The 24258-nt window shown below is 65.5% G+C and carries 25 protein-coding genes; 5 read left to right on the top strand and 20 right to left on the bottom strand.

The window, feature by feature from the left end:
- Positions 1–131 precede the first annotated feature (131 nt).
- Entirely contained in the window at positions 132–1304 is a 1173-nt protein-coding gene (locus JI664_RS10010; protein ID WP_207013596.1) for a MalY/PatB family protein, read from the top strand.
- 83 nt (positions 1305–1387) lie between these two features.
- Here the strand turns inward: JI664_RS10010 and JI664_RS10015 are convergent, their stop codons facing one another.
- The gene (locus JI664_RS10015; protein WP_207013597.1) at positions 1388–1741 is read right to left on the bottom strand and encodes a hypothetical protein; all 354 of its coding nucleotides are present in this window, start codon (positions 1739–1741) and stop codon (positions 1388–1390) included.
- 191 nt (positions 1742–1932) lie between these two features.
- Between JI664_RS10015 and JI664_RS10020 the strand changes: the two genes are divergently transcribed.
- Complete coding sequence (locus JI664_RS10020) at positions 1933–2928, top strand: glutathione S-transferase family protein (RefSeq protein ID WP_207013598.1); 996 nt, start codon at positions 1933–1935, stop codon at positions 2926–2928.
- An 80-nt stretch (positions 2929–3008) separates the two neighbouring features.
- Here the strand turns inward: JI664_RS10020 and JI664_RS10025 are convergent, their stop codons facing one another.
- The 6 genes from JI664_RS10025 to JI664_RS10050 all read right to left on the bottom strand — a co-directional run bounded on the left by JI664_RS10025 (position 3009) and on the right by JI664_RS10050 (position 8877).
- Positions 3009–4664, bottom strand: coding sequence for a tannase/feruloyl esterase family alpha/beta hydrolase (locus JI664_RS10025; RefSeq protein ID WP_207013599.1), 1656 nt, complete (start codon positions 4662–4664; stop codon positions 3009–3011).
- A 76-nt stretch (positions 4665–4740) separates the two neighbouring features.
- Complete coding sequence (locus tag JI664_RS10030; protein ID WP_207013600.1) at positions 4741–5796, bottom strand: MBL fold metallo-hydrolase; 1056 nt, start codon at positions 5794–5796, stop codon at positions 4741–4743.
- A gap of 102 nt (positions 5797–5898) precedes the next feature.
- A complete protein-coding gene (locus JI664_RS10035; RefSeq protein ID WP_207013601.1) occupies positions 5899–6447 on the bottom strand; it encodes a biotin transporter BioY in 549 nt (182 codons plus the stop codon).
- On the bottom strand, positions 6444–7082 hold the full coding sequence (locus JI664_RS10040) for an energy-coupling factor transporter transmembrane component T family protein (RefSeq protein WP_349768711.1): 639 nt from the start codon (positions 7080–7082) through the stop codon (positions 6444–6446). Before JI664_RS10040 ends, JI664_RS10035 begins: the two co-directional genes overlap by 4 nt.
- Complete coding sequence (locus JI664_RS10045) at positions 7079–7813, bottom strand: energy-coupling factor ABC transporter ATP-binding protein (protein WP_349768712.1); 735 nt, start codon at positions 7811–7813, stop codon at positions 7079–7081. The genes JI664_RS10040 and JI664_RS10045 overlap by 4 nt, the downstream gene beginning before the upstream one ends.
- A gap of 62 nt (positions 7814–7875) precedes the next feature.
- Positions 7876–8877, bottom strand: coding sequence for a YeiH family protein (locus JI664_RS10050; RefSeq protein ID WP_207013602.1), 1002 nt, complete (start codon positions 8875–8877; stop codon positions 7876–7878).
- A 119-nt stretch (positions 8878–8996) separates the two neighbouring features.
- On the opposite strand from JI664_RS10050, the gene JI664_RS10055 reads away from it, so the two are divergent.
- Positions 8997–9872, top strand: coding sequence for a LysR family transcriptional regulator (locus tag JI664_RS10055; protein WP_207013603.1), 876 nt, complete (start codon positions 8997–8999; stop codon positions 9870–9872).
- A gap of 64 nt (positions 9873–9936) precedes the next feature.
- Here JI664_RS10055 and gyrB read toward each other — a convergent pair whose 3' ends face one another.
- The 12 genes from gyrB to mutM all read right to left on the bottom strand — a co-directional run bounded on the left by gyrB (position 9937) and on the right by mutM (position 20937).
- Positions 9937–12375 carry a DNA topoisomerase (ATP-hydrolyzing) subunit B gene (gene gyrB / locus JI664_RS10060; RefSeq protein WP_207013604.1) on the bottom strand — a complete coding sequence of 813 codons (2439 nt, stop codon included), beginning with the start codon at positions 12373–12375 and terminating at the stop codon, positions 9937–9939.
- 99 nt (positions 12376–12474) lie between these two features.
- Positions 12475–12861, bottom strand: a complete 387-nt coding sequence (locus JI664_RS10065; protein WP_207013605.1) for a hypothetical protein — start codon at positions 12859–12861, stop codon at positions 12475–12477.
- Between the two features lie 60 nt (positions 12862–12921).
- Positions 12922–13212, bottom strand: coding sequence for a DUF6958 family protein (locus JI664_RS10070; protein ID WP_207013606.1), 291 nt, complete (start codon positions 13210–13212; stop codon positions 12922–12924).
- On the bottom strand, positions 13209–13748 hold the full coding sequence (locus tag JI664_RS23980; protein ID WP_286173998.1) for a GFA family protein: 540 nt from the start codon (positions 13746–13748) through the stop codon (positions 13209–13211). The genes JI664_RS10070 and JI664_RS23980 overlap by 4 nt, the downstream gene beginning before the upstream one ends.
- Positions 13745–13870 carry a hypothetical protein gene (locus JI664_RS23985; RefSeq protein WP_286173999.1) on the bottom strand — a complete coding sequence of 42 codons (126 nt, stop codon included), beginning with the start codon at positions 13868–13870 and terminating at the stop codon, positions 13745–13747. Before JI664_RS23985 ends, JI664_RS23980 begins: the two co-directional genes overlap by 4 nt.
- Positions 13871–13897: 27 nt before the next feature.
- Positions 13898–14314, bottom strand: a complete 417-nt coding sequence (locus JI664_RS10080) for a VOC family protein (RefSeq protein ID WP_207013607.1) — start codon at positions 14312–14314, stop codon at positions 13898–13900.
- On the bottom strand, positions 14311–15399 hold the full coding sequence (gene recF, locus JI664_RS10085; RefSeq protein ID WP_207013608.1) for a DNA replication/repair protein RecF: 1089 nt from the start codon (positions 15397–15399) through the stop codon (positions 14311–14313). The genes JI664_RS10080 and recF overlap by 4 nt, the downstream gene beginning before the upstream one ends.
- A gap of 237 nt (positions 15400–15636) precedes the next feature.
- A complete protein-coding gene (gene dnaN, locus JI664_RS10090) occupies positions 15637–16755 on the bottom strand; it encodes a DNA polymerase III subunit beta (RefSeq protein ID WP_207013609.1) in 1119 nt (372 codons plus the stop codon).
- Positions 16756–16884: 129 nt separating this feature from the next.
- Complete coding sequence (gene dnaA / locus JI664_RS10095) at positions 16885–18276, bottom strand: chromosomal replication initiator protein DnaA (protein ID WP_207013610.1); 1392 nt, start codon at positions 18274–18276, stop codon at positions 16885–16887.
- Between the two features lie 469 nt (positions 18277–18745).
- Positions 18746–19012, bottom strand: a complete 267-nt coding sequence (gene rpsT, locus JI664_RS10100) for a 30S ribosomal protein S20 (RefSeq protein ID WP_109531697.1) — start codon at positions 19010–19012, stop codon at positions 18746–18748.
- Between the two features lie 186 nt (positions 19013–19198).
- On the bottom strand, positions 19199–19975 hold the full coding sequence (locus JI664_RS10105; protein WP_207013611.1) for an enoyl-CoA hydratase: 777 nt from the start codon (positions 19973–19975) through the stop codon (positions 19199–19201).
- A 98-nt stretch (positions 19976–20073) separates the two neighbouring features.
- Positions 20074–20937 (bottom strand): bifunctional DNA-formamidopyrimidine glycosylase/DNA-(apurinic or apyrimidinic site) lyase, encoded by an 864-nt coding sequence (mutM, locus tag JI664_RS10110; RefSeq protein ID WP_207013612.1) that lies wholly within the window; start codon positions 20935–20937, stop codon positions 20074–20076.
- Positions 20938–21047: 110 nt separating this feature from the next.
- Between mutM and ubiE the strand changes: the two genes are divergently transcribed.
- Both ubiE and ubiB read left to right on the top strand, forming a co-directional pair.
- Positions 21048–21800 (top strand): bifunctional demethylmenaquinone methyltransferase/2-methoxy-6-polyprenyl-1,4-benzoquinol methylase UbiE, encoded by a 753-nt coding sequence (gene ubiE / locus JI664_RS10115; RefSeq protein WP_207013613.1) that lies wholly within the window; start codon positions 21048–21050, stop codon positions 21798–21800.
- Between the two features lies 1 nt (position 21801).
- Complete coding sequence (gene ubiB / locus JI664_RS10120) at positions 21802–23331, top strand: 2-polyprenylphenol 6-hydroxylase (protein WP_207013614.1); 1530 nt, start codon at positions 21802–21804, stop codon at positions 23329–23331.
- Between the two features lie 252 nt (positions 23332–23583).
- On the opposite strand, the gene JI664_RS10125 is transcribed toward ubiB, so the two are convergent.
- Positions 23584–24249, bottom strand: a complete 666-nt coding sequence (locus JI664_RS10125; RefSeq protein WP_207013615.1) for a flagellar hook capping FlgD N-terminal domain-containing protein — start codon at positions 24247–24249, stop codon at positions 23584–23586.
- Positions 24250–24258 lie beyond the last annotated feature (9 nt).

Consider the following 24258-nt stretch of genomic DNA (forward strand, 5'->3'; position numbering starts at 1 on the left):
CGGGCGTCGCGCAACGGCGCCGATGCGACAAACCGGCTGCAACCTTGGGGTATTGCCCCGCGCCGCGTCATTTGTGGGGTTGATCCTGCCGTTCGCGGCGGCATTCTACCACACATGTTAAGGAGAGCCTGATGAACTTCGACGAAATCATCGACCGACGCGGAACGCATTCGGCAAAATGGGACATGATGGAGCCGATGTTCGGCGTCTCTCCCGAAGACGGGATCCCGATGTGGGTCGCGGATATGGATTTCCGCCCGCCAGCTTCGGTCACACGCGAATTGCAGGCGATGATCGACCACGGGGTGTTCGGCTATTTCGGCGACGATGCGTCCTACAAGGCGTCGATCGATTGGTGGATGAGCAACCGCCACGGCTGGCATGTCGAACCGGAATGGATCTTCACCACCCACGGGTTGGTGAATGGCACCGCGCTGTGCATCCATACCTGGACCCAGAAGGGCGACGGCGTCGTGCTGTTCACGCCTGTCTACCATGTCTTCGCCAAGATCATCAAAGCGGCCGGTCGCACCGTCACGGAATGCCCGCTTGCCTTCCGCGACGGCCGCTACGAGATGGACTTCGAGGACGCCGCCAAACGCCTGACCGGCAACGAGAAGATGGTGGTGATCTCGTCGCCGCATAATCCCGGTGGCCGCTGCTGGAGCGATGCCGAGCTCAAGGCGCTGGGCGCGTTCTGCGAGGCGCATGACCTGCTGCTGGTCTCGGACGAGATTCACTGCGACCTCGTCTTTCCCGGCCAGACCCATACCCCCGCGATCAACGCGCTGCCCGACATGCTGGACCGGCTGGTGATGATGACCGCGCCGACCAAGACCTTCAACATTGCCGGCGCCCATAACGGCAACGTCATCATTCCCGATCCCGCGCTGCGCGAAGCCTTCGGCGAGACGATGATGGGGCTGGGCATGTCGCCCGGCTCGTTCGGTCTGCGGATGGAGACTGCCGCCTATACCCCCGAGGGCGCGGCCTGGGTCGATGAATTGATGACCTATCTCGATGGCAACCGGCAGCTTTTCGACGACGCGGTCAACCGGATCCCCGGCCTGCGCTCGATGCCGCTCGAAGCGACCTATCTGGCCTGGGTCGATTTCTCGGGAACGGGGATGGACAGCGCCGAGGTGATCCGCCGGATCGAATCCGAGGCCCGGATCGCGGTCAATCACGGCTCGACCTTCGGCACCGGCGGCGAAACCTTCATGCGCTTCAACATCGCCACGCCGCGCGCGCAGGTGCAAGAAGCCGTGTCGCGCCTTGCCGCCGCCTTTGGTGATCTGCAGTAAGCGGACAGACGCGCGTAAACGAACAAGGGCCCGGTGACGGGCCCTTTTTTATTCGGATATTTCCGAAATGTGGCGGTTGCTGATCAGGCCGGGCTGGGCAGGAAGCCGCCATGTTCGGGCCGGTCGATGGCATAGTCGCGCACCGGCCTGTCGGTGATCGTGGTTTCGCGCTTGAACTCGTAGCGCATTTCGCCGTTCTCGTCTTCTACGGCAATGATCAGCGCCTGACTGATATGGCGCGGGCCGTCATAGATATCGACGAAGCCCCGCAGCGGCGGAATGCGCTCGGCGTCGACGGCAAAGCCCGTCTCCCAAAGGCGCAGGATCGGAAAGACGTCGTCGCCGACATGAACCGACAGCCGCGAGCCCTTGCGCTTGTCGCGCGCCTGCGCGGCGTGCAGACCTTTGAGCACGTCCTCTGGCAAAAACTCGAACATGACCGGACCTCCCGATTCCCGATGCCTGGCATCCTTGTCGTCAACCATACGAAAAACAAGTTACCGATATGTGGCAGCGCGGTTTTTTTCCGGGTGTGTGACCCTGCACAGACGCTGCGCAGGGCGCATCCCCAGTGTTTGATTGACCATCTGCTGTGAACACCCACCTTTACTCAAAAGGAGATAGAGTGATGGGTAGACTTGTCGACGGCCGCTGGCATGACGAATGGTACGACACCGAAAGTACCGGCGGAAAATTCCAACGCAGTGAAGCAAGCTGGCGCAACTGGGTCACGGCGGACGGCTCGGCCGGGCCGTCGGGCGAGGGCGGTTTCAAGGCTGAAAGCGGGCGCTACCATCTGTATGTGTCCTATGCCTGTCCGTGGGCGCACCGGGCGCTGATCTTCCGCAGCCTCAAGGGGCTCGAAGATCACATCGACGTCTCGGTCGTGCATCCCGACATGCTGTCCAACGGCTGGGAATTGCGGGACGATTTTCCCGGCGCGACGGGCGATACCCTGTTCGATTTCGACTATCTGCATCAGGTCTATACCCGCGCCGATCCGCTGATGACCGGGCGCGTGACGGTGCCGATCCTGTGGGACAAGGAACGCGCGACCATCGTGTCGAACGAAAGCTCGGAAATCATCCGCATGTTTAATTCGGCTTTCAACGAAATAACCGGCAACACGCTGGATTTCTGGCCCGAAGACCTGCGTGAGGCGATCGAGCCGGTCAATGCGCGGATCTACGACACGGTCAATAACGGCGTCTACAAATCCGGCTTTGCCACCTCGCAAGAGGCGTATGAAGAGGCCGTCCACCCGCTGTTCGACTCGCTCGACTGGCTGGAAGAGCGGCTGTCGGAAAACCGCTTCCTGATGGGCGACCGCGTGACCGAGGCTGACTGGCGTCTGTTCACCACGCTGGTGCGGTTCGACGCGGTCTATCACGGTCACTTCAAGTGCAACCGCCGGCGCATCGTCGACTATCCTAACCTGTGGGATTACACGCGCGCGTTGTATCAGGTGCCGGGCGTGGCGGGGACGGTCTTCATGGACCACATCACGCGCCACTATCATTACAGCCACGATACGATCAATCCGCACCGGATCATCCCGATCGGGCCGATTCTGGATTTCGAAGCCCCGCATGAACGCGGCGACGTACTGGCCTCGGTCGGGTGATTTAGGTGGGCTGAAGCTGCCCGGAAACGACACAGGCGCCCCGGATCGGGGCGCCTGTTTTCGTTAATACGCCTGTCGTCTCAGCGGCATTCGAAGCTGGTCGCGACAGCGGGATCGTCACCGACATAATGGGCGACCTGCGGATAGACGCAGAGCGGCCGGGTCCGTCCCGCATTCGCCGCCGATTCGGCATCGTCTTCGGGGAAGGCCGCGTCCAGCGTGCCGGGCGCCTCGCCCTCTTCGACCCAGGCCACCAGCGCGTCGAGCAGATCGAACTGGCTGGCCGAGTTGCCGCCCGGACCATGCGGCATGCCGGGCACCAGATAGAGGCGCAGGAAGTCGTCGGCCTCGGGGTTGTTGGCCTGCACACGCCCGACATAGTCGATCGTATCCTTGACCGAAAACACCGAGTCCGCCGCGCCGTGGAAGATGATCAGCCGCCCGTTCTCGGCCTCGAAAGCGTCGAGCGAGGGGTCATCCACATTCGGCACCGCGATCAGCGACATCGCGCTTTCGGGGAAATCGCCGGTCCGCGCGAAGATTGCCTGACTGCCCGCCTCGATGTCGAAATTGGCCATGAAATCCAGCAGATCCTGCGGCGAACCCCCCACATCGTTCGGTGGAGTCGAAAAGATCTGCGCCGTCGCGCCCGCCGCCATCGTGGCGATCAGCGGGTGGTGGTCCCATGGCGGGATCGGGCTTTCCAGATTCCAGAACCGCCAATTGCCCGAGGCAATGCCCGGATCCCAGTACCAGCTGTTGTAAAGCTGCTCGCCCTCGGCGCTGATCGGCCCGGCATGTCTGGTCACCAGCACGTCAACCTGCTCGGCGCTCAGGCAGTCGCTGTTCTGCCCCTCGGCGCAGACCATGACCTGAGGGTCGAATTCCTGCTGGCATTCCATCAGCGCGTTGACGACGCCGTCCTCCAGCCCGTCCAGCGCGTCGCAGGCATTCAGGATCGATTGCGCGACGACGGTCAGATCCTCGCGGCTGAAGGCGTCGGCCAGCGTGCCGCCCAGCGACAGGAAGATCTGGATGTCCAGCGCGCTCTGCAGACCGGTGCGCGGCAGGTTGAAACCGGGATACCCCGCCAGAATGCCGTCGAAAGCACCGGGCATGCGCTCGGCCTGAACCAGACCGTGACGCCCGCCGTTCGAGCGGCCGTAGCCGTAGACGTGATGCGGGGCCTCGCCGTAATAGGCTTCGGTCAGGGCCATCGCGGCGGGTTGCAGCGTCTCGACCGCGCCATAGCCATACATGCGCCGCGCCTCGAAATCGTGCCCGAACGCCGTGGCACCCGCCAATCCCAGATCGGGCCGTCCCGCGCCGTCATGCCCGGCATCCGAGCTGACCACGGCAAAGCCGCGCCCCAGCGCCGAAACGCTGCCGGTTCCGGCGCCGCCGCCAAGGGCCGGGACGACCTCTCCATCTGCGCCGCCGTTGAACTGGTGCAGGAAGCGCCCGGACCAGTCATCGGGCAGGCGCAGCTCGAAGCGCAGCGCATAGGGCTGACCATCGGCGCCGGTGCGTTCGGCCATCACGCCGCGCAGGATGCAATGATCGGTGGGCGAATCCTCGCCCGCCGCGCTATAGCTGGCTTCGGTCAGCCGCACGCCGTCGACGGCAAGATCCATGGCAGCGGCGCAGCGCGCGTCGGCATCCATATCCTGTGCCTGAGCGGGCAGGGCTGCGAGCATGGCAAGCGACGCCACCGCGATCCGTGTGAGTCTCGACATCCATTCCTCCCTCTGGACAACGATCAACAGCGGGAGTGTTCACCAAAACCGTTGGCATGGCTACCCACAGCCGCGCTTACAGCGCCGGGATTTCCCAGACCTCTGCGGGCTCCATTGCGCGGAAGCGGGCGGGGTCGACCGCGTGGCGGTCCAGCACCTCGGCCAGCCGGTCCCGGGGTTCGTCGCGGGCCTCGTTCGTCAACTGGATCGTGCCCCAGTGATGGCCCACCGCATGAACCGCCCCCGAGGCGAGGAAGCCCTGCACCGCCTCGTCCGGGTCCTGATGCTGATCGGCCATGAACCAGCGCGGATCATAGGCGCCGATCGGCAGGATCGCCGCGCGGATCGGGCCGAAACGCTCGAGCCCCTGATAGGGGCGGCCCTGATCGAAGCCGGTATCGCCGATGAAATGCACGGCCCCGCCGGGCGCGGTCAGCATGAACGCCGCCCACAGCGCCATCGACCGGTCGGTCACGCCGCGCGCGCTCCAGTGATGGCAGGGCAGGCAATGCACGCCCAGCGGGCCGAACGTGGTCTCGTCCCCCCAATCCATCACCTCGCTCCGCAGCCCGGTTCCGGCGATGATCGTATCGTTGCCCAGGGGCGTGATGACATGCGGATCATGCGCCTCTTTCAGCCGGTGCAGCGTGGCGAGGTCGAGATGATCGTAGTGGCAATGCGACAGCACGATCAGGTCGATGGGCGGAAGATCGGAAAAGGCGATGCCGGGCGCGATAACCCGTTTCGGCCCGGCAAAGGATACCGGCGAGACGCGGTCGGACCAGACCGGATCGGTCAGGATGTTCAGCCCCTGCATCTGGATCAGCAGTGTTGCGTGGCCGACCATGGTGATGGTCAGGTCCTGTACACGCTCAGCGGGCACGGCCGGGCGGATCATCGGGATCGAGTCGGGCCATTCGGCGGGTTTGGGGCCAAAACGCCAGCGCAACGCATCGGTAAGGCCCTTGGGGCTCGACCCGTCGGGATTGAAAAACCGCACGCCGTCGAAATGGTCGCTTTCGGGGCCGTCGTAATAGCGGTTGCGCCCCCGCCGGACGATTGTGGTCGCGCCCCCGGCGGCGGTGACGCCTGCAAGTCCGGCAGCGGTTCGAAGAAGGGTGCGGCGCTTCATCTGGATCCCGTATGGCAAGGGAAGGGCGGGCGCGCCTGCGGCCCGCCTGTCAGACAGATAGCGCACCCCGAAGCGCGAACCAGCCTTTCTTTCTTGGCGCTCTTACCGGCCCTGAGACAAGGCAGGATAGGCGCGGCGCACGGTTCGGGTGATGGCGATCACCACCGCGATCTTGACCAGATCGCCGGGAATGAAGCCGATCGAGCCGACAAGCGCTTGCCACAGGCTGAGCCCCGCAACCGCCGAGATCCACGGCACACCGATCAGATAGACCAGTCCGATGCCGAAGATCACCAGAATCGCCACCTCGCCCGGCAGTCCGGGATTGAAGCGCGCGCGCTGATAGGCCCAGCCGATGGCAAAAGCCGCAAGCGGCCATGCCAGCACGAACCCGCCAGAGGCGCCCAGCAGAACGCCCATGCCGCCCCGCCCGCCGGCCAGAAGCGGCATACCCACGGCGACCAGCACATAGAACAGCGCCAGCGCCAGCCCGCCGCGTTTCGCGCCGACCAGCGCCCCGGCCAGCATCGGGCCCATGCTTTGCGCGGTGATGGCGACACCGACGGCGGGCAGGGTGAGCGGCGGGAAAAGACCCAGCGCGGCGGTCAGCGCGGCGAACAGCGCGATATGGACGATCTCACGGGTGGTCATGGTCGGGTCTCTCCTGTCGAGCGGGACGTCTCATTGCCGGGGTCATAGCCGCGCGCTTCGATCGCGTCGGCGATATCATCGGCCATCTTCAGCAGGCGCACGATGACCGGAACGGCGGTGGCGATCACGCTGCGTTCCAACCCTCGGGCGCGCTGGGCCTCGCGCACCTCGGCGGTGATCGAGCCCAGAACGGGGATGAAGCGCAAGGCAAGCGACAGTGCAAGGCTGACCTTGGCCGGGTTCACCCTGAGCGGACGCAGCCAGAACAGCGCCCGCTCCAGCGCGGCGATCATGTCCGAGGCCCGCGTCGTCAGCGTCACCAGCGACGCGAACAGCAGCAGGGCCGCCAGCCGCAACGCCACCATCAGCGCCGACAGCGCGTCGAACAGCCACCATTGTGCGCCCGCGACGATGGCAAGGATCAGCAGCATGGGCCGAAGAATGCCCCAGATCACCCGCCAGCCCAGACCCGAGCCCAGATAAAGCGCGATCACGGCGACAAAGGTAATCGCCGCCAGATCCAGCAGGGGCACAGCCAGCAAAAGCGTGCCCAGAGCGGCCAGCGCCAACAGCTTGATACCGGGCGGTAAGCGCCACAACAGGCCGGTGCCGGGGAGGTAATCCGACAGGATCACGCCATGCGCCTTTCATAGAAATCGATCGCCGGACCGGGCCGGTCGTCTGCGACGATGCGGCCTTCGTCCAGCACAATGACGCGGTCGAAATCGCGCAGCAATTCCAGATCGTGCGAGATCATCACCACGTTCTGCGGCAGCTCGGCGATGGCGCGGGCGACCCGGCGCTTGTTGCGCAGGTCCAACAGCGTGGTGGGTTCGTCAAACACGATATGCGCGGGCTCCATCGCCATCACACCGGCAATCGCCAGAAGCTGTTTCTGCCCGCCCGACAGCAGATGCGCGGGATGCTCGCGAAGCTCGGTCAGGTCGTAACGCGCCAGCGCCGCATCGACCCGCGCGCGGATCTCGTCGCGCGGCAGGCGCAGGTTCTTCAGTCCGAAGGCGAGGTCTTCCTCGACCACGGGAAAGACGATCTGGTTGTCGGGGTTCTGAAACACGAAGCCCACGCGGCGGCGCACTGCCTTGCCGTCGCTGCGGGTGTCGAGGCCGTCGATCAGAACCTGTCCGGCGCTGGGCAGCTGCAACCCGTTGAGCAGCCGCGCGAACGAGGATTTGCCGGAACCGTTGCCGCCGATCACCGCGACGCGCCGTTCTTCCAGCCGCAGGGACAAGTCGCGCAGGACCACGCGCTCGCCATAGCGATGGGTGACATCGCGCAGTTCGATCATCGCGCGGCTCTTTCCGCCTGCATTCGCCGGTCCATCCCTCGCCCCGAGCGCGTCAACCATGCCGCGCGCCCCTGCACTGCCCCGAAGTCAGGCGTTTTGCAAGCGTCGGGCGGTGGCGCGGCTCAGCCGATCCAAAGCGCGGCGCCCAGCCCCAGCGCGGCGATCATCGCGAAAGCCGCACCGCTTTGCACCAGCGGGGCCAGCCCCAGCGCGCGCAGGCGGGCGAAGCGGGTGTTCAGCCCCAGCCCGGCCAGCGCCGCAGCCAGCAAGACCGGCGTGATCTGCGCCGAGGCCATGCGCAGCGGCTCGGCCAGCATCCCGAGCGTGTTCAGCACCACCAGCGCCATGAAAACCCAAAGGAAACCCGGCACGCCCGCGCCCTGTCCGCGCGCTTCGCCGCGATGGCCGCGCGCCAGCACCGCGACGACGCCCGCCAGCATCAGTACCCGGCCCAGTTTCATCGCCAGCGCCGCCTGCCCCGAAACCTCGCCCCCCGCGAATCCAGCGCCGACCGCCTGCGCCACCTCGTGCAGCGACAGACCGGCCCACAGCCCGGATTGGACCGGCGTCAGGCCCAGAAGGCCCGAGGCCAGCGGCACTGCGAACAGCCCGATCGTGCCCCACAGGGTGATCGTCGCCACGGCATAGCTGACGACCTCGTCACGGGCGCGGATCACGCCGTTCGCCCCGGCAATGGCCGAGGCTCCGCAGACCGCGCTGCCTGTGGCGATCAGCAGCGACAGATCGGGCGCAACGCCCAGACGTCGCCCGACTGCGTGGCTGACGGGAAGGGTGATCGCCACGGCCGCCAGCACCGCCAGTCCACCGCCGATCCCGAAGGCGCCCAGATCGCCCAGCGTGATCTGGGCGCCCAGCAGGGCCACGGCGGCGCGCATCAACCCCTTGCCCGCAAAGGCGATACCGGGCTGCGCGGCCTCGGCAGGCGCGCGCAGATTGCTCAACGCCATGCCCAGAAGGATCGCCACGATGACCGGGCTCAGCGCGTTCAGCCCCGGCAGCAGGCGCAGCACGAAGGCGAGGGCCGTCACCCCGGCCACCAGGACCAGTCCGGGCAACAGGGGGATCAGGCTTTTGCGGGTGGCGAGCGGAAGGGTGGCGATCATCGGGACTCCGTGGCCCGGGGCGTGGCGGGCGATGAAGGGAGGATAGCGCGCGGCGAAAAACCATTCCAACCGAATGTTTTTCATGAAATGATCGCGGTAACTGATTGAAAGGGCCGCTTATGACGCTGGAGCAATTGCGCATCTTCCTTGCCGTGGCGCGGCTCGAGCATGTCACCCGTGCCGCCAAGCAGCTCAATCTGACGCAATCGGCGGTCAGCGCGGCGCTGTCGGCTCTGGAAACGCAGCATGGCGTTCCGCTTTTCGACCGGGTCGGACGCGGTATCGCGCTGAACGAGGCCGGGCGCGGATTTCTGCCCCGCGCCGAAGAGGTGATGCGCCGGGTCGAGGACGCAGCGCGCTGGCTGGCCGATCTGCGCGGGGGCGAGACCGGCAGCCTGCGTCTGCAGGCCAGCCAGACCGTCGCCAGCTATGTGCTGCCGCGCCACCTGATGCGATTTCGCGCGCGTCATCCCGGCATTGCGCTGAGCTTCCGGCAGGGCAACACTGCACAGGTCCTGGCCGCCTTGCGCGCGGGCGAGGCGGATCTGGGGCTGGTCGAGGGTCGGATCGACGGCGCCGATTTCGAGACCGAGATGATCGGCGGCGACCGGCTGGTCCTGCTGACCGCGCCCGACCATGCGTGGCAACGCGCGTCGGGTCTGACGGCGGCGGAGCTTGCGCGGGGCGACTGGGTGCTGCGAGAGCCGGGTTCGGGCACCCGCGCTCAGTTCGATGAGGCCATGCAGGATCAGGGCATCGCGCCGATCCGCCCGGTGCTGGAACTGCCGTCGAACGAGGCCTGCATCGCCGCCGTTGAAACCGGCCATGGGGCAACCGTGCTGTCAGCGCTCGCGGCCGCGCCGCATCTGGATCGCGGCCATATCCGTGCCGCGCCCTTCGCTTTTCCCGAGCGGCTGTTCCACGCCGTGCGCCATCGGGCCCGCCATCAAAGCCGCGCCGCCGGCCTGTTTCTGGACCTGCTGCACGAAAGGTGAATGGCGCAAAGAAAAAGCGGCGCGAGAGACCACGCCGCTTTCGGATTGTTCGTGGTCCTGGCGATCAGGCGTCGAGATTCTCGACGCTCAGCGCGTTCTTCTGGATGAATTCCCGGCGCGGTTCGACGATGTCGCCCATCAGCTTCGAGAAGATGTCATCGGCCTCGGCCACGTCGTCGACCTTCACCTGCAGCAAGGTGCGGGCATCGGGGTCCAGCGTGGTTTCCCAGAGCTGGTTGGGGTTCATCTCGCCCAGACCCTTGTAGCGCTGCAGCGACAGCCCGCGCTCGCCCTCTTCCAGCATCGCGTTGAGCAGGTCGGTCGGGCCATAGATGTTCTGATGACGCTCACGCCGTACCAGCGACGAGGCATCGCGGTAGACATGGCGCGATTCTTCGGACACGCGCGCCAGACGCCGCGCCTCGCCCGAGCGCAGCACCGCGCCATCGAGCGTGCGGATCTCTTCGACCCCGCGCAGGATGCGCGACAGCTTGATGCCGTGATCCTGCGTGATGCGCCCAGTCCAGCCGCGCTCGTATTCCTTGGCGACCATGTCCAGCCGCGCGGCGACATTGTCGGCCACCGCCTGCAGATCGGAATCGACCTTGCCCGGATCGAAGGCCCCGGCGATCGCCGCCTGTTCCAGAATGTTGCGCGGGTAATGCGTCGGGAAGGCATCGAGCACCCGCTTGAAGGCGCGCGCGGCCTCGACCACGCGGTACAGGTCCTGCCCGGCCAGCTCTTCGCCGGTCTTCAGCCGCAGCACCGCGCCGTCAATCCCTTGCTGGATCAGGTAATCTTCCAGCGCCGGCACGTCCTTCAGGTATACTTCGGACTTGCCGCGCGACACTTTGTAGAGCGGCGGCTGCGCGATATACAGATGCCCCGCCTCGATCAGTTCAGGCATCTGCCGGAAGAAGAAGGTCAGCAGCAGCGTGCGAATGTGGGCGCCGTCGACATCGGCGTCGGTCATGATGACGATCTTGTGGTAGCGCAGCTTCTTCAGATCGAATTCGTCGCGGCCGATCCCGGTGCCCATCGCGGTGATCAGCGTGCCGATTTCCTGACTGCTGAGCATCCGGTCGAAGCGCGCGCGCTCGACGTTCAGGATCTTGCCCCGAAGCGGCAGAACCGCCTGATTCTGGCGCGACCGACCCTGTTTGGCCGAACCACCGGCCGAGTCACCCTCGACCAGAAACAGTTCCGACTTGGCGGGATCGCGTTCCTGACAATCGGCCAATTTGCCGGGAAGCGAGGCCACGTCCAGCGCTGTCTTGCGCCGGGTCAGGTCGCGGGCCTTGCGGGCGGCTTCGCGGGCCAGCGCCGCCTCGATGATCTTGCCGACGATCTGCCGCGCCGGGCCGGGATTTTCCTCGAACCATTCCGACAGCTTTTCGTTGACCAGATTCTCGACCGCCGGACGTACCTCGGACGAGACCAGCTTGTCCTTGGTCTGCGAGCTGAATTTCGGATCGGGCACTTTCACCGACAGCACGCAGGTCAGCCCCTCGCGCGCGTCGTCGCCGGAAAAGGCGATCTTTTCCTTCTTGGCGATGCCGCTTTCCTGCGCGTAGCGGGTAATGGTGCGGGTCAGCGCGCCGCGGAAGCCCGCCATATGCGTGCCGCCGTCACGCTGCGGGATGTTGTTGGTGAAGGGCAGCACATTCTCGTGGTAGCTGTCGTTCCACCACATCGCCACTTCGACGCCGATGCCGTCCTTCTCGCCCTCAATGAAGATGGGCTCGGGCATGACCGGCTGTTTCGATCGGTCGAGGAAGCGCACGAATTCGCGCACGCCACCCTCATAGCAGAACTCAGTTTTCAGCGGATCGGCGGGGCGCTCGTCCTCGACGACGATATGCACGCCGCTGTTGAGGAAGGCCAACTCGCGCAGGCGGTTCTCCAGCGTCTTGAAGACGAAGTCCAGATTGCTGAACGTGCCTTCCGGGTGATTGGTCTTCGCCGAGGCCAGGAACCGAACCTCGGTGCCCTTTTCGCCCTCTTTCGCCGGACCCACCTCGGTCAGGTGCTCGACCGTCTCGCCCTTTTCGAAGCGCGCTTTCCATTCCTTGCCGCCGCGCCAGATGCGCAGTTCCAGCCAGTCGCTGAGCGCGTTCACCACCGAAACGCCGACGCCGTGCAGACCGCCCGACACCTTATAGCTGTTCTGGTCGAACTTCCCGCCGGCATGCAGCTGGGTCATGATGACCTCGGCCGCCGAGACGCCCTCTTCAGCGTGGATATCGGTCGGAATGCCGCGCCCGTTATCGCGCACCGAGACGCTGGAATCGGCGTGAATCTTGACGTGAACCGAGGTCGCATGCCCTGCCAGCGCTTCGTCGATGCCGTTATCGACGACCTCGTACACCATGTGGTGCAGGCCCGAGCCGTCGTCAGTGTCACCGATATACATCCCCGGGCGCTTGCGCACGGCATCCAGGCCTTTGAGAACCTTGATGGAATCGGCGCCATATTCCTCGCGCGGAGCGGCTTGTGCGGTCATGGAGTTTGTCCGTCCTTGTTGCCCCCCGTCGATAGCGGATTCCGGGGGTATTGTCACGCTTCGGACACAAGATTTAGGGCGGTTTGAGCGGGGCTTGCCCTATCCGCGCCCAAGACGGGCGATTGCCACCGGCACCCCGCCCTCGCCGCGCCATTCCACCACCAGCGCACCGTCCGTGCCGAGGCGCAGAAACACCCCCAGCCCGTCGATGCAATGGTCCTGTCCGGTGACGATCTCTTCGTGCCCGACGGCGGTGAAAAAGCTGAAGGTTTCAAGCCCGGTCTGGAAGCGCCAGCGCGCGGTGCACGGAGCGTCGCCGGGATAGAACGCAACCCCGCTGTCCGACCCCAGATCGATATCCACGCGCCATGCCGACCCGCCCCGTTGTGATCCCTCTCCACTCCATTGGCCCTGAAGCTCGGCCGGAACGGTCTGTGCGGTCAGGGGGCTGGCGGCGAGACACAGCAGGGCAAGGAAAGCACGCATCGGCAGGCTCCGGCAAAAGCGGGGTTCAAGAGCCGATGCTGAACCCGTGCCCCGGTGCCGTCAAGCGCGCCACAGCCGGACCGGGGATTTCGGTGCCCGTGTGATCACGCCCTTCGCCTCAAGGTCGAGCTGCACGCATTTCATCCACCAGCCGACCTTGTCGCCGCCGGGAAACAGATCCTCGGGCAGATGCGCGACCATCGCCGCCTGTGCCTCGCGCGGCATCATTCCCGGCGCTTCGCCCGGCAGGACGGCCATCAACGCCGCGCGCGCGGCTTCGTATTTCGCCCGGTCCACGCGCGTGGTGCGGCCCGGGGAATTGACGTTCTCGACCTCGATCTTCTCGCTCATCCTGCATCCTCCAGCGGTGGCATCGGTTCCAGAGGGAAGCGCCGGAAGCCGGTCGCCGCCCAGGACAAAAGGAGTTTTCCCATGAAACGCGCCGTCTGCCGTTTCGCGCCTGGAACATCGTCATCGGGCCACGGACCCTCGACATCCATCAGCATCGTTCGCAATCCGGGCGGCGGCGGATCGTCAAAGCGCACGGCATAGAGCGACAGCCAGTGCCCGCCGGGAAAGTTCAGATAGAGCGGGCTGTTGCAACACCGGGCCACCACACGACGCGATCCTTTGGGCCGGCGCGATCCTTTGGGACTGAGCCGGTGTTCGCGCAGATGACCCGCGCCACGAAGAACCTTCACCCGGTCCTTGCGCCACATCACATAGGGCGTACCGCCATAGGCATCCACGACCGGCGCCGCGCCGGGACGCGCGGTCAGCTCCGCCGCCGCTCTCCGGCAGGACGTGCAATGACAGGTCGCGGTCATGATCGGCGCGCCGGTCAGTTCCAGCGCCGTGTCGCCGCAACGGCAGGTGATCGTGCTCATGTCTCTCTCCCGAAGATCAGCGTGACATAGCGTGCCAGATGGTCGATCGACTCGCGCGCCGCTTCAAGGAAGCGCAGACGCGCGGCGCTACGCTCGGGCGAGTGTCTGGTGGACCGAGGCATCAACAAACCATGCCGCCCGGTCGGCATTCAGGCAAGCGCCCCCTCGGAATCGAGCGCCCAGAACGGGTTATGCGCCACTTCCCAGACATGCCCGTCCGGATCGGTGTAATACCCGGAATACCCGCCCCAGAACACCGCTTCGGGCGCCTTCAGCGGTGTCGCGCCGGAATCCAGCGCCAGAGCATAAGCAGCATCCACGGCGTCGCGGCTGTCGAAATTCTGCGCCAAAGTCATCGCTCCGGTCCCCAGCGCGGCGCCCGGGCGCCCCTGATCTTTGGCCAGCGGGTCCAGCCCGAACAGCCCCATTTTCATGCCGCCCAGATCGTAGAACACCACACCCGGCGCAGTTTCCTCGGGCACCCAGCCCAGGGCGGCATAAAAGGCCTTGGCGCGGTCCAGATCGGCCACGCCCAGCGTGACAAGGGTGATGCGTTGCGCCTTCATGCCAGATCTTCCTCCTGCAATCGTGAATCCCCGGCCTCTTCGGCTACGCGGAACACCTGCGCCCGCGTGCCCAGCGGCGAAAAAAGCTCGGGGCCCGTCCCGGTCAGGAACGCCTGCGCGCCCAACGCGCTCAGCGCGTCGTAAAGCGCCGCGCGCCGCCCGTCATCGAGATGCGCGGCCACCTCGTCGAGCAACAGGATCGGCGCATGTCCGACCTCGGCATGAAGCGCGCGCGCATGGGCCAGAACGGTGGAAATCAGCAGTGCCTTCTGCTCTCCGGTCGAACATTGCGCCGCCGGCCAGCCTCGCGCGGCCCAGAGCGCCGACAGATCGGCTCGATGCGGCCCGACCAGCGACCGCCCTGCAGCCATGTCCCGCCGCCGTCCCTCGGCCAGCGCCGAGGCCAGATCTTCCGGGCTGTCATCGGCCAGCGTCAGGTCGGGCTGCGGGAACGGGCTGTCCGGATCGACCGCGCCCGCCAGCCGCGCCAGCGCGGCGCGGCGATTGGCGCTCATTGCACCGCCTGCCTCGGCCATCCGCGCCTCAAGCGCGGCATACCAGCGCGGATCGGTAACACCGTCGCGCAGCAGCCGGTTGCGCTGTCGCATCGCCTTTTCATAGGCCAGCGCAACCTCGGCATGGTCCGGTACAAAACCCAGAACCAGCCGGTCGAGAAACCGCCGCCGCCCCTCGGCCGCCTCGATCCACAGCCGGTCCATCGCCGGCGTCAGCCACAACATTGGCATCAGCCGACCCAGCGCGGATTGCGGTGCCGCCTTGCCATCGATGCGCACGCTGCGCGGCTGGCCGGGCGTGGCGCCGGTCTCGATTTCATGCGCAACGCCCGACCGCCCGATCTCGCCGTCGATCTTCCATCCCAGCCCCGCTGGTCGCGCGCCCAGTTCTTCGCCCGCCGCGCGCCGCAGGCCCCGCCCGGGCGACAGCAAGGACACGGCTTCCAGCAGGTTGGTCTTGCCCGCCCCGTTCGCACCGAACAGCACGACGGGCCGTCCGTCGAACGCCACCTCGGTTCGCGGATGCGAACGGAAACGCGACAGGGTGAGGCGGGTCAGGCGCAAGGACATGCGAAAGGGTTACGGAACAATCCCCCGCGCCGCAAGGAAGCCCGACACCCGGGGGATCCTCCCCCGGACCCCCTGGGATATTTGAGGAACAAAGATGGGCGGCACCGGGACGGAACAGCGAGCAATTTGAATAAAATTGCGCATCTTTGTTCTACAAATATCCTCGGGGGGTGAGGCCGAAGGGCCGAGGGGGGCAGATAGCCCCCCTCTCAACCCATCCGTCTTTTGCGGCGCCTGTCAGACGCGCATCGGCATCACAACATAGACCGCCGAGGTGTCGGACCCTTCGCGTACCAGCGCCGGTTCGCCCGAGGAATTGAACATGAACACCGCGTTCTCGCGGTCGATCTGGCTGGCGATTTCCAGCAGGTATTTCGCGTTGAAGCCGATCTCGAGATGCTCGTCGCCGTAAGCCACGACCAGTTCTTCCTCGGCGGTGCCGCTATCGGGGGCATTGACGCTGAGCGTGAGCTTGTCTTCGTCGAGGATCAGCTTCACCGCGCGCGAGCGTTCGGACGACACCGTCGCCACCCGGTCCACCGCTTTCGAGAAATCGCTCGCATCGACTTCCAGCCGCTTGGTGTTGCCTGCCGGGATGACGCGCGAATAATCGGGGAAGGTGCCGTCGATCACCTTCGAGGTCAGGGCGATTTCCGGTGTGGCGAAGCGCACCTTGGTTTCGCTGACGGAAATGGCGATGTCGGCCTCGTCGTCATCGAGCAGTTTGCGCAGCTCGTTCACGGTTTTGCGGGGCACGATCACGCCGGGCATGCCGACCGCGTCCTCGGGCAGCGGCGCGTCGATGCGGGCCAGCCGGTGGCCGTCGGTCGCGACGCAGCGCAGGGCGCGGCCATTCTCGGTCTCGGCGACATGCATGTAGACGCCGTTCAGGTAATAGCGCGTCTCTTCGGTCGAGATGGCAAATTTCGATTTCTCGAACAGCCGCTTCAGGTCGCCCGCCTTGGCCGAGAAATTCGTCTGGTATTCCGACGAGGCCATGACCGGGAAATCCTCACGCGGGAGGGTCGCCAGGGCAAAAGTCGAGCGTCCCGCTTCCACCGTCAGCCGCCCGGTGCGCTGATCGTCGGTCAGCGAGACCAGCGCGCCATCGGGCAGTTTGCGGACGATTTCGTGCAGCATCACCGCCGAGACAGTCGTGGCGCCCGCGCGTTCGACCATCGCCGCGGCGCGGTCGACCACTTCGATATCGAGATCGGTGGCGCGGAAGCTGACGGTGGCGTCTTCGGCCTCGATCAGCACATTGGCCAGGATCGGGATCGTGTTGCGCCGCTCGACCACTGACTGGGCCTGTGACACGGCCTTCAGCAGCGTTGCGCGTTCGATGCTGATCTTCATCGTCGATCCCTCCGACACGTCAGGCCGGTCCCGGCAGGCGCCGGTCCGGCCATTTTACTCTTTGTGTGTTTGTTTGCGTGGCTTTGGCACCGAGGTCAAGGTTCACGCGCTGTTCTTCGGTGCCGGGGCTCAGCTTTCCAGCAACCGGCGCAGCAGGTCGAGATCCTCGGCCAGTTGCGAATCCGTGCCGCGCAGTTCCTCGACCTTGCGCACGCCGTGCAGAATCGTGGTGTGATCGCGTCCGCCGAAGCGGCGCCCGATCTCAGGCAGCGAGCGGGTGGTCATGTGTTTGGCCAGATACATCGCGATCTGCCGGGGGCGGGCGATGGTGCGCAGGCGCTTGGGCCCGATCATGTCGGACAGGCGGATATTGTAGTGATCGGCCACCTTGCGCTGGATCTCTTCGACCGTGACCTTGCGGTCCGAGGTGCGCAGGATGTCGGCCAGCGCGTCCTGCGCCATGTCCAGCGTGATCTCGCGGCCCAGAAGCGAGGCCAGCGCGAAAAGCCGGGTCAGCGCGCCTTCGAGCACGCGCACATTGGTGGTGATCCGGTGGGCGAGGAATTCCAGCACATCGGGCGCGATCGAGACATTGCCGTAATTCGCGCGGTTGAGATCGGCCTTCTGCTGCAGGATGCCCAGCCGCAGTTCGTAATCGGTCGGGTGCAGGTCGACCACGAGGCCCGATTGCAAGCGGCTCTTGATGCGGTCTTCGAGATCCTTGATCTCGCCCGGCGCACGGTCGGCCGAGATGACGATCTGCTTGTTCTGGTCGATCAGCGCGTTGAACGTGTGGAAGAACTCTTCCTGCGTCGATTCCTTGCCGGCGATGAACTGCACGTCGTCGACCATCAGGATATCGACCGAGCGGAACAGCGATTTGAAATCCATGATCTGCTTTTCGCGCAGAGCCTGCACGAAGCGGTACATGAACTGCTCGGCGCTGAGATACAGCACGCGGGCCTCGGGATTGCGCTGCTGCAAGTCCCACGCGATGGCGTGCATCAGGTGGGTCTTGCCCAGCCCCACGCCGCCATAGAGGAACAGCGGGTTGAACGTGACCGAGGCGCCTTCGGCCACCCGGCGCGCGGCGGCATGGGCCAGCGCGTTGGGCTTGCCGACGACGAAATTGTCGAAGGTATAGCGCTGATCCAGCGGCGCGCCGGGCAGCTCTTCGCCAGCGCTGGCAGCCGTGGTCGGCGCGGCGGCGGCGGAAAGCGGGCGCGCGGGCTCGGCCTCGGCACCCTCGGTGGGCTGCGGCTGGGCCGGACGGGCGCTTTTCGGCACGACGCGGATTTGCAGGCGGTGCACGCTGGCCCCTTCGCTGCTCATCGCGCGCTGGATGTGATCTGCGAAATTCCGGTCGACCCAGTTGGCGATGAAATTCGTCGGCGCATCAATGACGGCGAGGCCGTCGCGGATCTCGGCAAGCTCGAGCGGCGCGATCCATGTGATGAAGTTATGCTCGCCAACCGTCTCACGAAGCTTACTGCGTACTTTGCCCCACGCGTTCTTTGTCATTCTGTCCCGACCCATATCCACGCCCGGGCGTGGCAGATTTTTTTCATTATTGTATCGCCCGGTGATTCCGGTCGACTGGTCGCGAGACAACAAGGCCGCCCGGCCCCGATGCGGGTCGGTGGTCTAAGGGGATGCTGGTGTCAGGTGGCAGCCCGACCCTTCGACACGAACGCAAACAGCCGGGTGGCAGCCCCGGCCAACGAGTCGCGCGCTCAGGAAAAACCCCCCCAGGGCTTTGTGAATCGCAGGGGCAAGCTAGCAAGGCCCGAGGCGGAGGGACAAGGACTAGATCGGGCTTGACAGGTGGCGGGCCAAAAGGAATCGCAACGGGCGTAGTTTTCCTGCCACACTTGCCCGATTTCGGGTCACGACCCGGTCGCGCGGACGGGATAACCGCAACAAAAAAGCGCACCCTGCGGTGCGCTTTTTCAAGGATTTACAAAATGTTAAATCCGGTCCGGGCGTCGGCTCAGGCGTTCAGGGCCTTCACGCGCGACGACAGGCGCGACATTTTGCGCGACGCGGTGTTCTTGTGCAGGACGCCCTTGGTCACACCGCGCATCAGTTCGGGCTGGGCAGCGTCCAGAGCGGCTTTGGCGGCAGCGGCATCGCCCGAGGCGATCGCTTCTTCGACCTTGCGCAGGTAGGTGCGGATGCGCGAGCGGCGGGCTTTGTTGACGGCGAAGCGGACTTCCGACTGACGGGCGCGCTTCTTGGACTGGGGCGTATTGGCCATGGGTTCGGGCTCTTTCGGGTCTGTGACAATATCGTTGCGCCCAGACCCACCGATCCATTGAGACATCGTCTCGGGATCAGGTCGATTCCTGCCTTAAGCGGGCCCACGCGCATGTGGGGGCAGGCCATACGGCAAAAACTGCCGGTTGAAAAGCCCGAATCGCCCCCGCCCGCCCGACGCGGCGGATCACTTGTCGCGGAACTGCGGCTCGCGTTTTTCCAGGAAGGCGTCCATGCCCTCTTTCTGGTCCTCGGTGCTGAACAGCGCGTGGAACACCCGGCGCTCGTACAGCAGACCTTCGCGCAGCGTCGTCTCGTAGCTGCGGTTCACGGCCTCTTTCACCACCTTGGTGGCGATGCCCGATTTCGACGCGATCTTCTGCGCGGCGGCCTGAGCCTCGTCCAGCAGCTTCTTGGCCGGAACCACGCGGCTGACCAGACCCGAGCGCTCGGCCTCTTCGGCATCCATGAAGCGGCCGGTCAGATGCATGTCCATTGCCTTGGACTTGCCGACGAAGCGCGTCAGCCGCTGGGTGCCGCCGATACCGGCGACCACGCCCAGATTGATCTCGGGCTGGCCGAACTTGGCGTTATCGGCGGCGATGATGAAATCGCACATCATCGCCAGTTCGCAGCCACCGCCCAGCGCGTAACCTGCGACAGCGGCGATGACCGGCTTGCGCACCGACAGCAGAACCTCGGTCTCGGGCGTGAAGAAATCGCTCTCGAACATGTCGACGAAGCTTTTCGACGCCATTTCGCTGATATCAGCACCGGCGGCAAAGGCCTTGTCCGAGCCGGTCAGCACGATGGCGCGCACCTTCTCGTTCTTGTCGGCGGCCTTCAGCGCTTCGGCCAGTTCCCCCAGCAACTGCGAGTTCAGGGCGTTCAACGCTTCGGGGCGGTTCAGTTTGATCGTCGCAACATGCTGCGCGACGTCCACGACAATCGTTTCATAGGCCATGAGGTGTCCCTGACATTGTCCCTGAGCCGGGAGTCCCGGCCTGTATTCCCGATGTGTCTAGCAGTCCTTGATGTGGGATCAAGGCCTCTCTGCCCCGCCTAGCGCTGGCAGCGCGGGCAGAAATAGGTCGAGCGCCCCCCCTGCACGATGCGGCGGATCGTGCCGTCGCAGCCGGGTGTGGGGCAGGGCGCGCCTTCGCGGTCATACGCGCGGAACGTGTGCTGGAAATAGCCCAGCTCGCCATCGGCCTGCCGGTAATCGCGCAGGCTCGACCCGCCCGCGTCGATCGCCTCTTGCAGCACCTGCCGGATCGTCACGGCCAGCAGCTCGATCCGCGCCCGCCCGATCCGCCCGCCCGCGCGTTCGGGATGGATGCCTGCGCGGTGCAGGGCCTCGCAGACATAGATATTGCCCAGCCCCGCCACCAGCTTCTGATCCAGAAGCAGTGCCTTGATCGGCCCTTTGCGCCCCTTCAGCCGCGCGGCCAGAAGATCGGCGTTAAAGGCGTTGCCCAGTGGTTCCGGTCCCAGCGCGGCCAGCAGCGGATGCGCGTCAGCCCGCGCGGTGTCGATCAGGTCCATCGCCCCGAAACGCCGCGCATCGTTGAACGTCACGCGCGCGCCGCCCTCCATGTCGAAGACGACATGATCGTGTTTCAGCGTCAGGGGATGGGCATGGTGAAATTCGCCCGGAACATAGGCCTCGGCCAGACCCGACACGGTCATGCGCCCGCTCATGCCCAGATGGATCAGCAGCGTCTCGCCGGTGTCGAGATCGGCGAGGATGTATTTTGACCGCCGCCGCAGACGCTCGACCCGCGCGCCGGTCAGACGCTCGGCCATGCGGTCGGGCAGCGGCCAGCGCAGATCGGGCCGGCGCACATCGGCCTGAAGGATGCGTTTTCCCTCCATCGCGGGGGCAAGGCCGCGGCGCACGGTTTCCACCTCGGGCAGTTCAGGCAATGGTGACTCCGGGTCGCAGGGCTGGAACGGGGGCTTGGATTGTGAGGGCCGCCATCCTCGGCTATGGAAGGGCTAGGCGCAAGATCGGCGCACAGGATCAGGGGACCCGCATGAGCCCGGACAACCGCACGACGCATTTCGGCTTTCAGACCGTGGACGAGGATCAGAAGGCCGGCATGGTGCATGGCGTCTTCTCGTCGGTGGCGTCGAAATACGATGTCATGAACGACCTGATGAGCATGGGCATCCACCGCGTCTGGAAAGACGCGCTGATGGACTGGCTGGCGCCCCGGCCGGGCCAGCACCTGCTGGACGTGGCGGGCGGCACCGGCGACGTGGCGTTCCGCTTCCTTGGCCGGGCGGGCGATACAGCGCGTGCGACGGTGCTCGACATGACCGCACCGATGCTGGAAGAAGGCCGCAAGCGGGCCGAGGCCGAACGCATGGCCGACCGGCTCGACTGGGTAGTCGGCGACGCCATGGCGCTGCCGTTCGAGGCCAACAGTTTCGACGTCTACACGATCAGCTTCGGCATCCGGAACGTGACCCGCATTCCCGACGCGCTGAAGGAAGCCTACCGCGTGCTGAAGCCCGGCGGGCGTCTGGTGGTGCTGGAATTCAGTCAGATCCCCAACGACATGATGCAAAAGGTCTACGACCTTTATTCCTTCAATGTGATTCCGCGCATGGGGCAGATGGTGGCGGGCGACCGCGACAGCTATCAGTACCTCGTCGAATCGATCCGCAAATTCCCCGATCAGGAAGCCTTTGCCGCGATGATCCGCACGGCAGGTTTCGAGCAGGTGAAATACCGCAACCTGTCGATGGGCATCGCCGCCCTGCATTCGGGATGGAAGATCTGACGTGAGGGGGCCCCACAATCTCTGGCGCCTGATCCGCACCGGCGCCACGTTCGAGCGCACGGGTGCCATGCGCAGCGCGCTGGAAGCGATGAACGTGCCGCCGCGGCTGCGCTTCGTCGCCCGCGTAATGGGCTGGCCTTTTGCGTGGCTGGGACACAAGGGCGACCCGTCGCTGCCGCCGGTGACGCGCGCGATCACCGCGCTGGGCCCGGCCTATATCAAGTTCGGACAGATCCTTTCGACCCGTCCCGACATCGTCGGGTTCGAGATGGCCAACCAGCTGCGCTATCTGCAGGATCAGCTGCCGCCGTTTCCGACCGAACAGGCCCGCACCATGATCGAGGCCGAGCTGGAACAGCCGGTTGACGTGCTGTTCTCGGAATTCTCCGCCCCCGTCGCCGCCGCCTCGATCGCGCAGGTCCACCGCGCGCGGGTGCGCGAGACCGGCGAAGAGGTCGCGGTGAAGGTGTTGCGTCCGGGCATCGTCAAAGCTTTCCGCCGCGACATCGACGCGTTCTATTTTGCCGCCGGGATGATCGAGCGGCTGCTGCCCTCGACCCGCCGTCTGCGGCCCACCGATGTGATCGCGCATTTCGAAGGCGTGGTCATGGGCGAGCTGGATCTGCGGCTGGAAACCGCCGCTGCCGCCGAATTCGCCGCAAACACCGAAGACGATGCGGGCTTCCGCGTGCCGCGCCCGGTCTGGGACCTGTCGGGCCGCTCGGTGATGACGCTGGGCTGGGCCGAAGGCGTATCGCTGGGCGATAACGACGCCATCGACGCGCTGGGCGTTGACCGCACCGAGCTGGGCGAGCGTGTGCTCGAGCTGTTCCTCAAACACGCCCTGCGCGACGGGTATTTCCACGCCGACATGCATCAGGGCAACCTGAAGGTCGGCGCCGGGGGCGAGATCATCGCCTATGATTTCGGCATCATGGGCCAGATCGACGAATATACCCGCCGGGTCTATGCCGAGATCCTCTACGGCTTCATCCGCAAGGATTACCGCCGCGTCGCCGAGGTGCATTTCGAAGCGGGCTACGTCCCCGCCGACCGCGATGTCGAGGAATTCGCCCGCGCCCTGCGCTCGGTCGGCGAGCCGATTTTCGGGATGGAGGCGAGCCGGATCTCGATGGCGCGGCTGCTGAATTATCTGTTCGAAGTGACCGAGCGTTTCGGCATGGAAACCCGCACCGAGCTGATTCTCCTGCAGCGCACCATGGTCGTGGTCGAGGGCGTCGCGCGTTCGCTGAACCCGTCGATCAATATCTGGCGCGTCGCCCAGCCGGTGGTCGAGGATTACATCCGCACCTCTCTGGGTCCGGCCGCGCTGATGCGCGACCTGGGCCGCGCGGCGATGGTGCTGTCGCGCTTCGGTCCGCATCTGCCGGGCGCGGTGGAAGCCGCGCTGATCCGTGTCCGCCAGCCGCAAACACCACCGCCGATGCGCCTGTCCTTCGCACCCGTTGCATGGTTCGTCGCCGGTGCGGCGGTGGCCTGGGCGGTGGCGGTGACGCTGTTGCTGGTGTGAGTAGATGGGGGCGGGCTTTCCCGCTTCGGACATCCCGCAGGAAACGGGGGTGTTTCGCCCTCGTGCAAGGTGGCTCCGCCACCTGGCTCTCGCGCGACCGGGCGCGCCGCTGTCGCGGCGCGCAAAGGGGCGGGGGTGGCAACGTCGCTTCCGGCTTTCGCATCGTTTGTCTGCGACACCGTCAGTGTCCTGAAAGGGTCGCGATGGCAGACAGCCTGCGCGGTTCCGGGGCGCTTCTGAACCCTGCCGTCACTACATCGTGTCGGCCGCGTCCGGTTCGCTCGGGGGGCGCAGGCCCGTGACCTGCCCGCTTTCCACGAACAATCCGCCCGGCAGGACCAGCATGGTCATGCCATCCTCGTAGCGTGCTTCGAGGATCGGCACATAGGCGGCGACCGGCTGGGTATCGAGCTCTTCGCCATCGAGCCGCGATTCGACTTCGAACCGGTAGGTGCCGTCGGGCAGCGGATTGCCGTCGGTATCCTGCCCGTCCCATACATAGCTCTGCGTTTCGGGGTCGAGGCTACGGGTATCGACGATCTCGTCATTGTCGTTGCGCACGATGAGCACGACCTCGTCCGCGCCAAGGGCCGGATCGGGTGTCAGCTCGATCGGGTCGCCGCTGAAATGCGCGCCGCCATAAAGTCGCGCTTCCATCCCGACCCAGCCGCCGAGATCGGACAGGCCGGTCTGGCCGATCATCGTCGCCAGAAGCTGGTTGGTATAGGTCTGCTGCTCGACCCCGGCGAAGGTGGCGAGCTGCACGGCGAAATCCGAGGCCTCCATCGGGTTGAGCGGGTCCTGATTCTGCATCTGCGTGGTCAGCATCTGCAGAAAGGTCACGAAGTCGGATTGCCCGGGCGAGCCACTGCCCTCCGCACCCCCGGTGAAATTGCCAAAACTCGAATTGATTTCCATTCTGTCCTC

Source organism: Rhodobacter sp. NTK016B, from assembly GCF_017303295.1.
Taxonomy (GTDB): Bacteria; Pseudomonadota; Alphaproteobacteria; order Rhodobacterales; family Rhodobacteraceae; genus Pararhodobacter.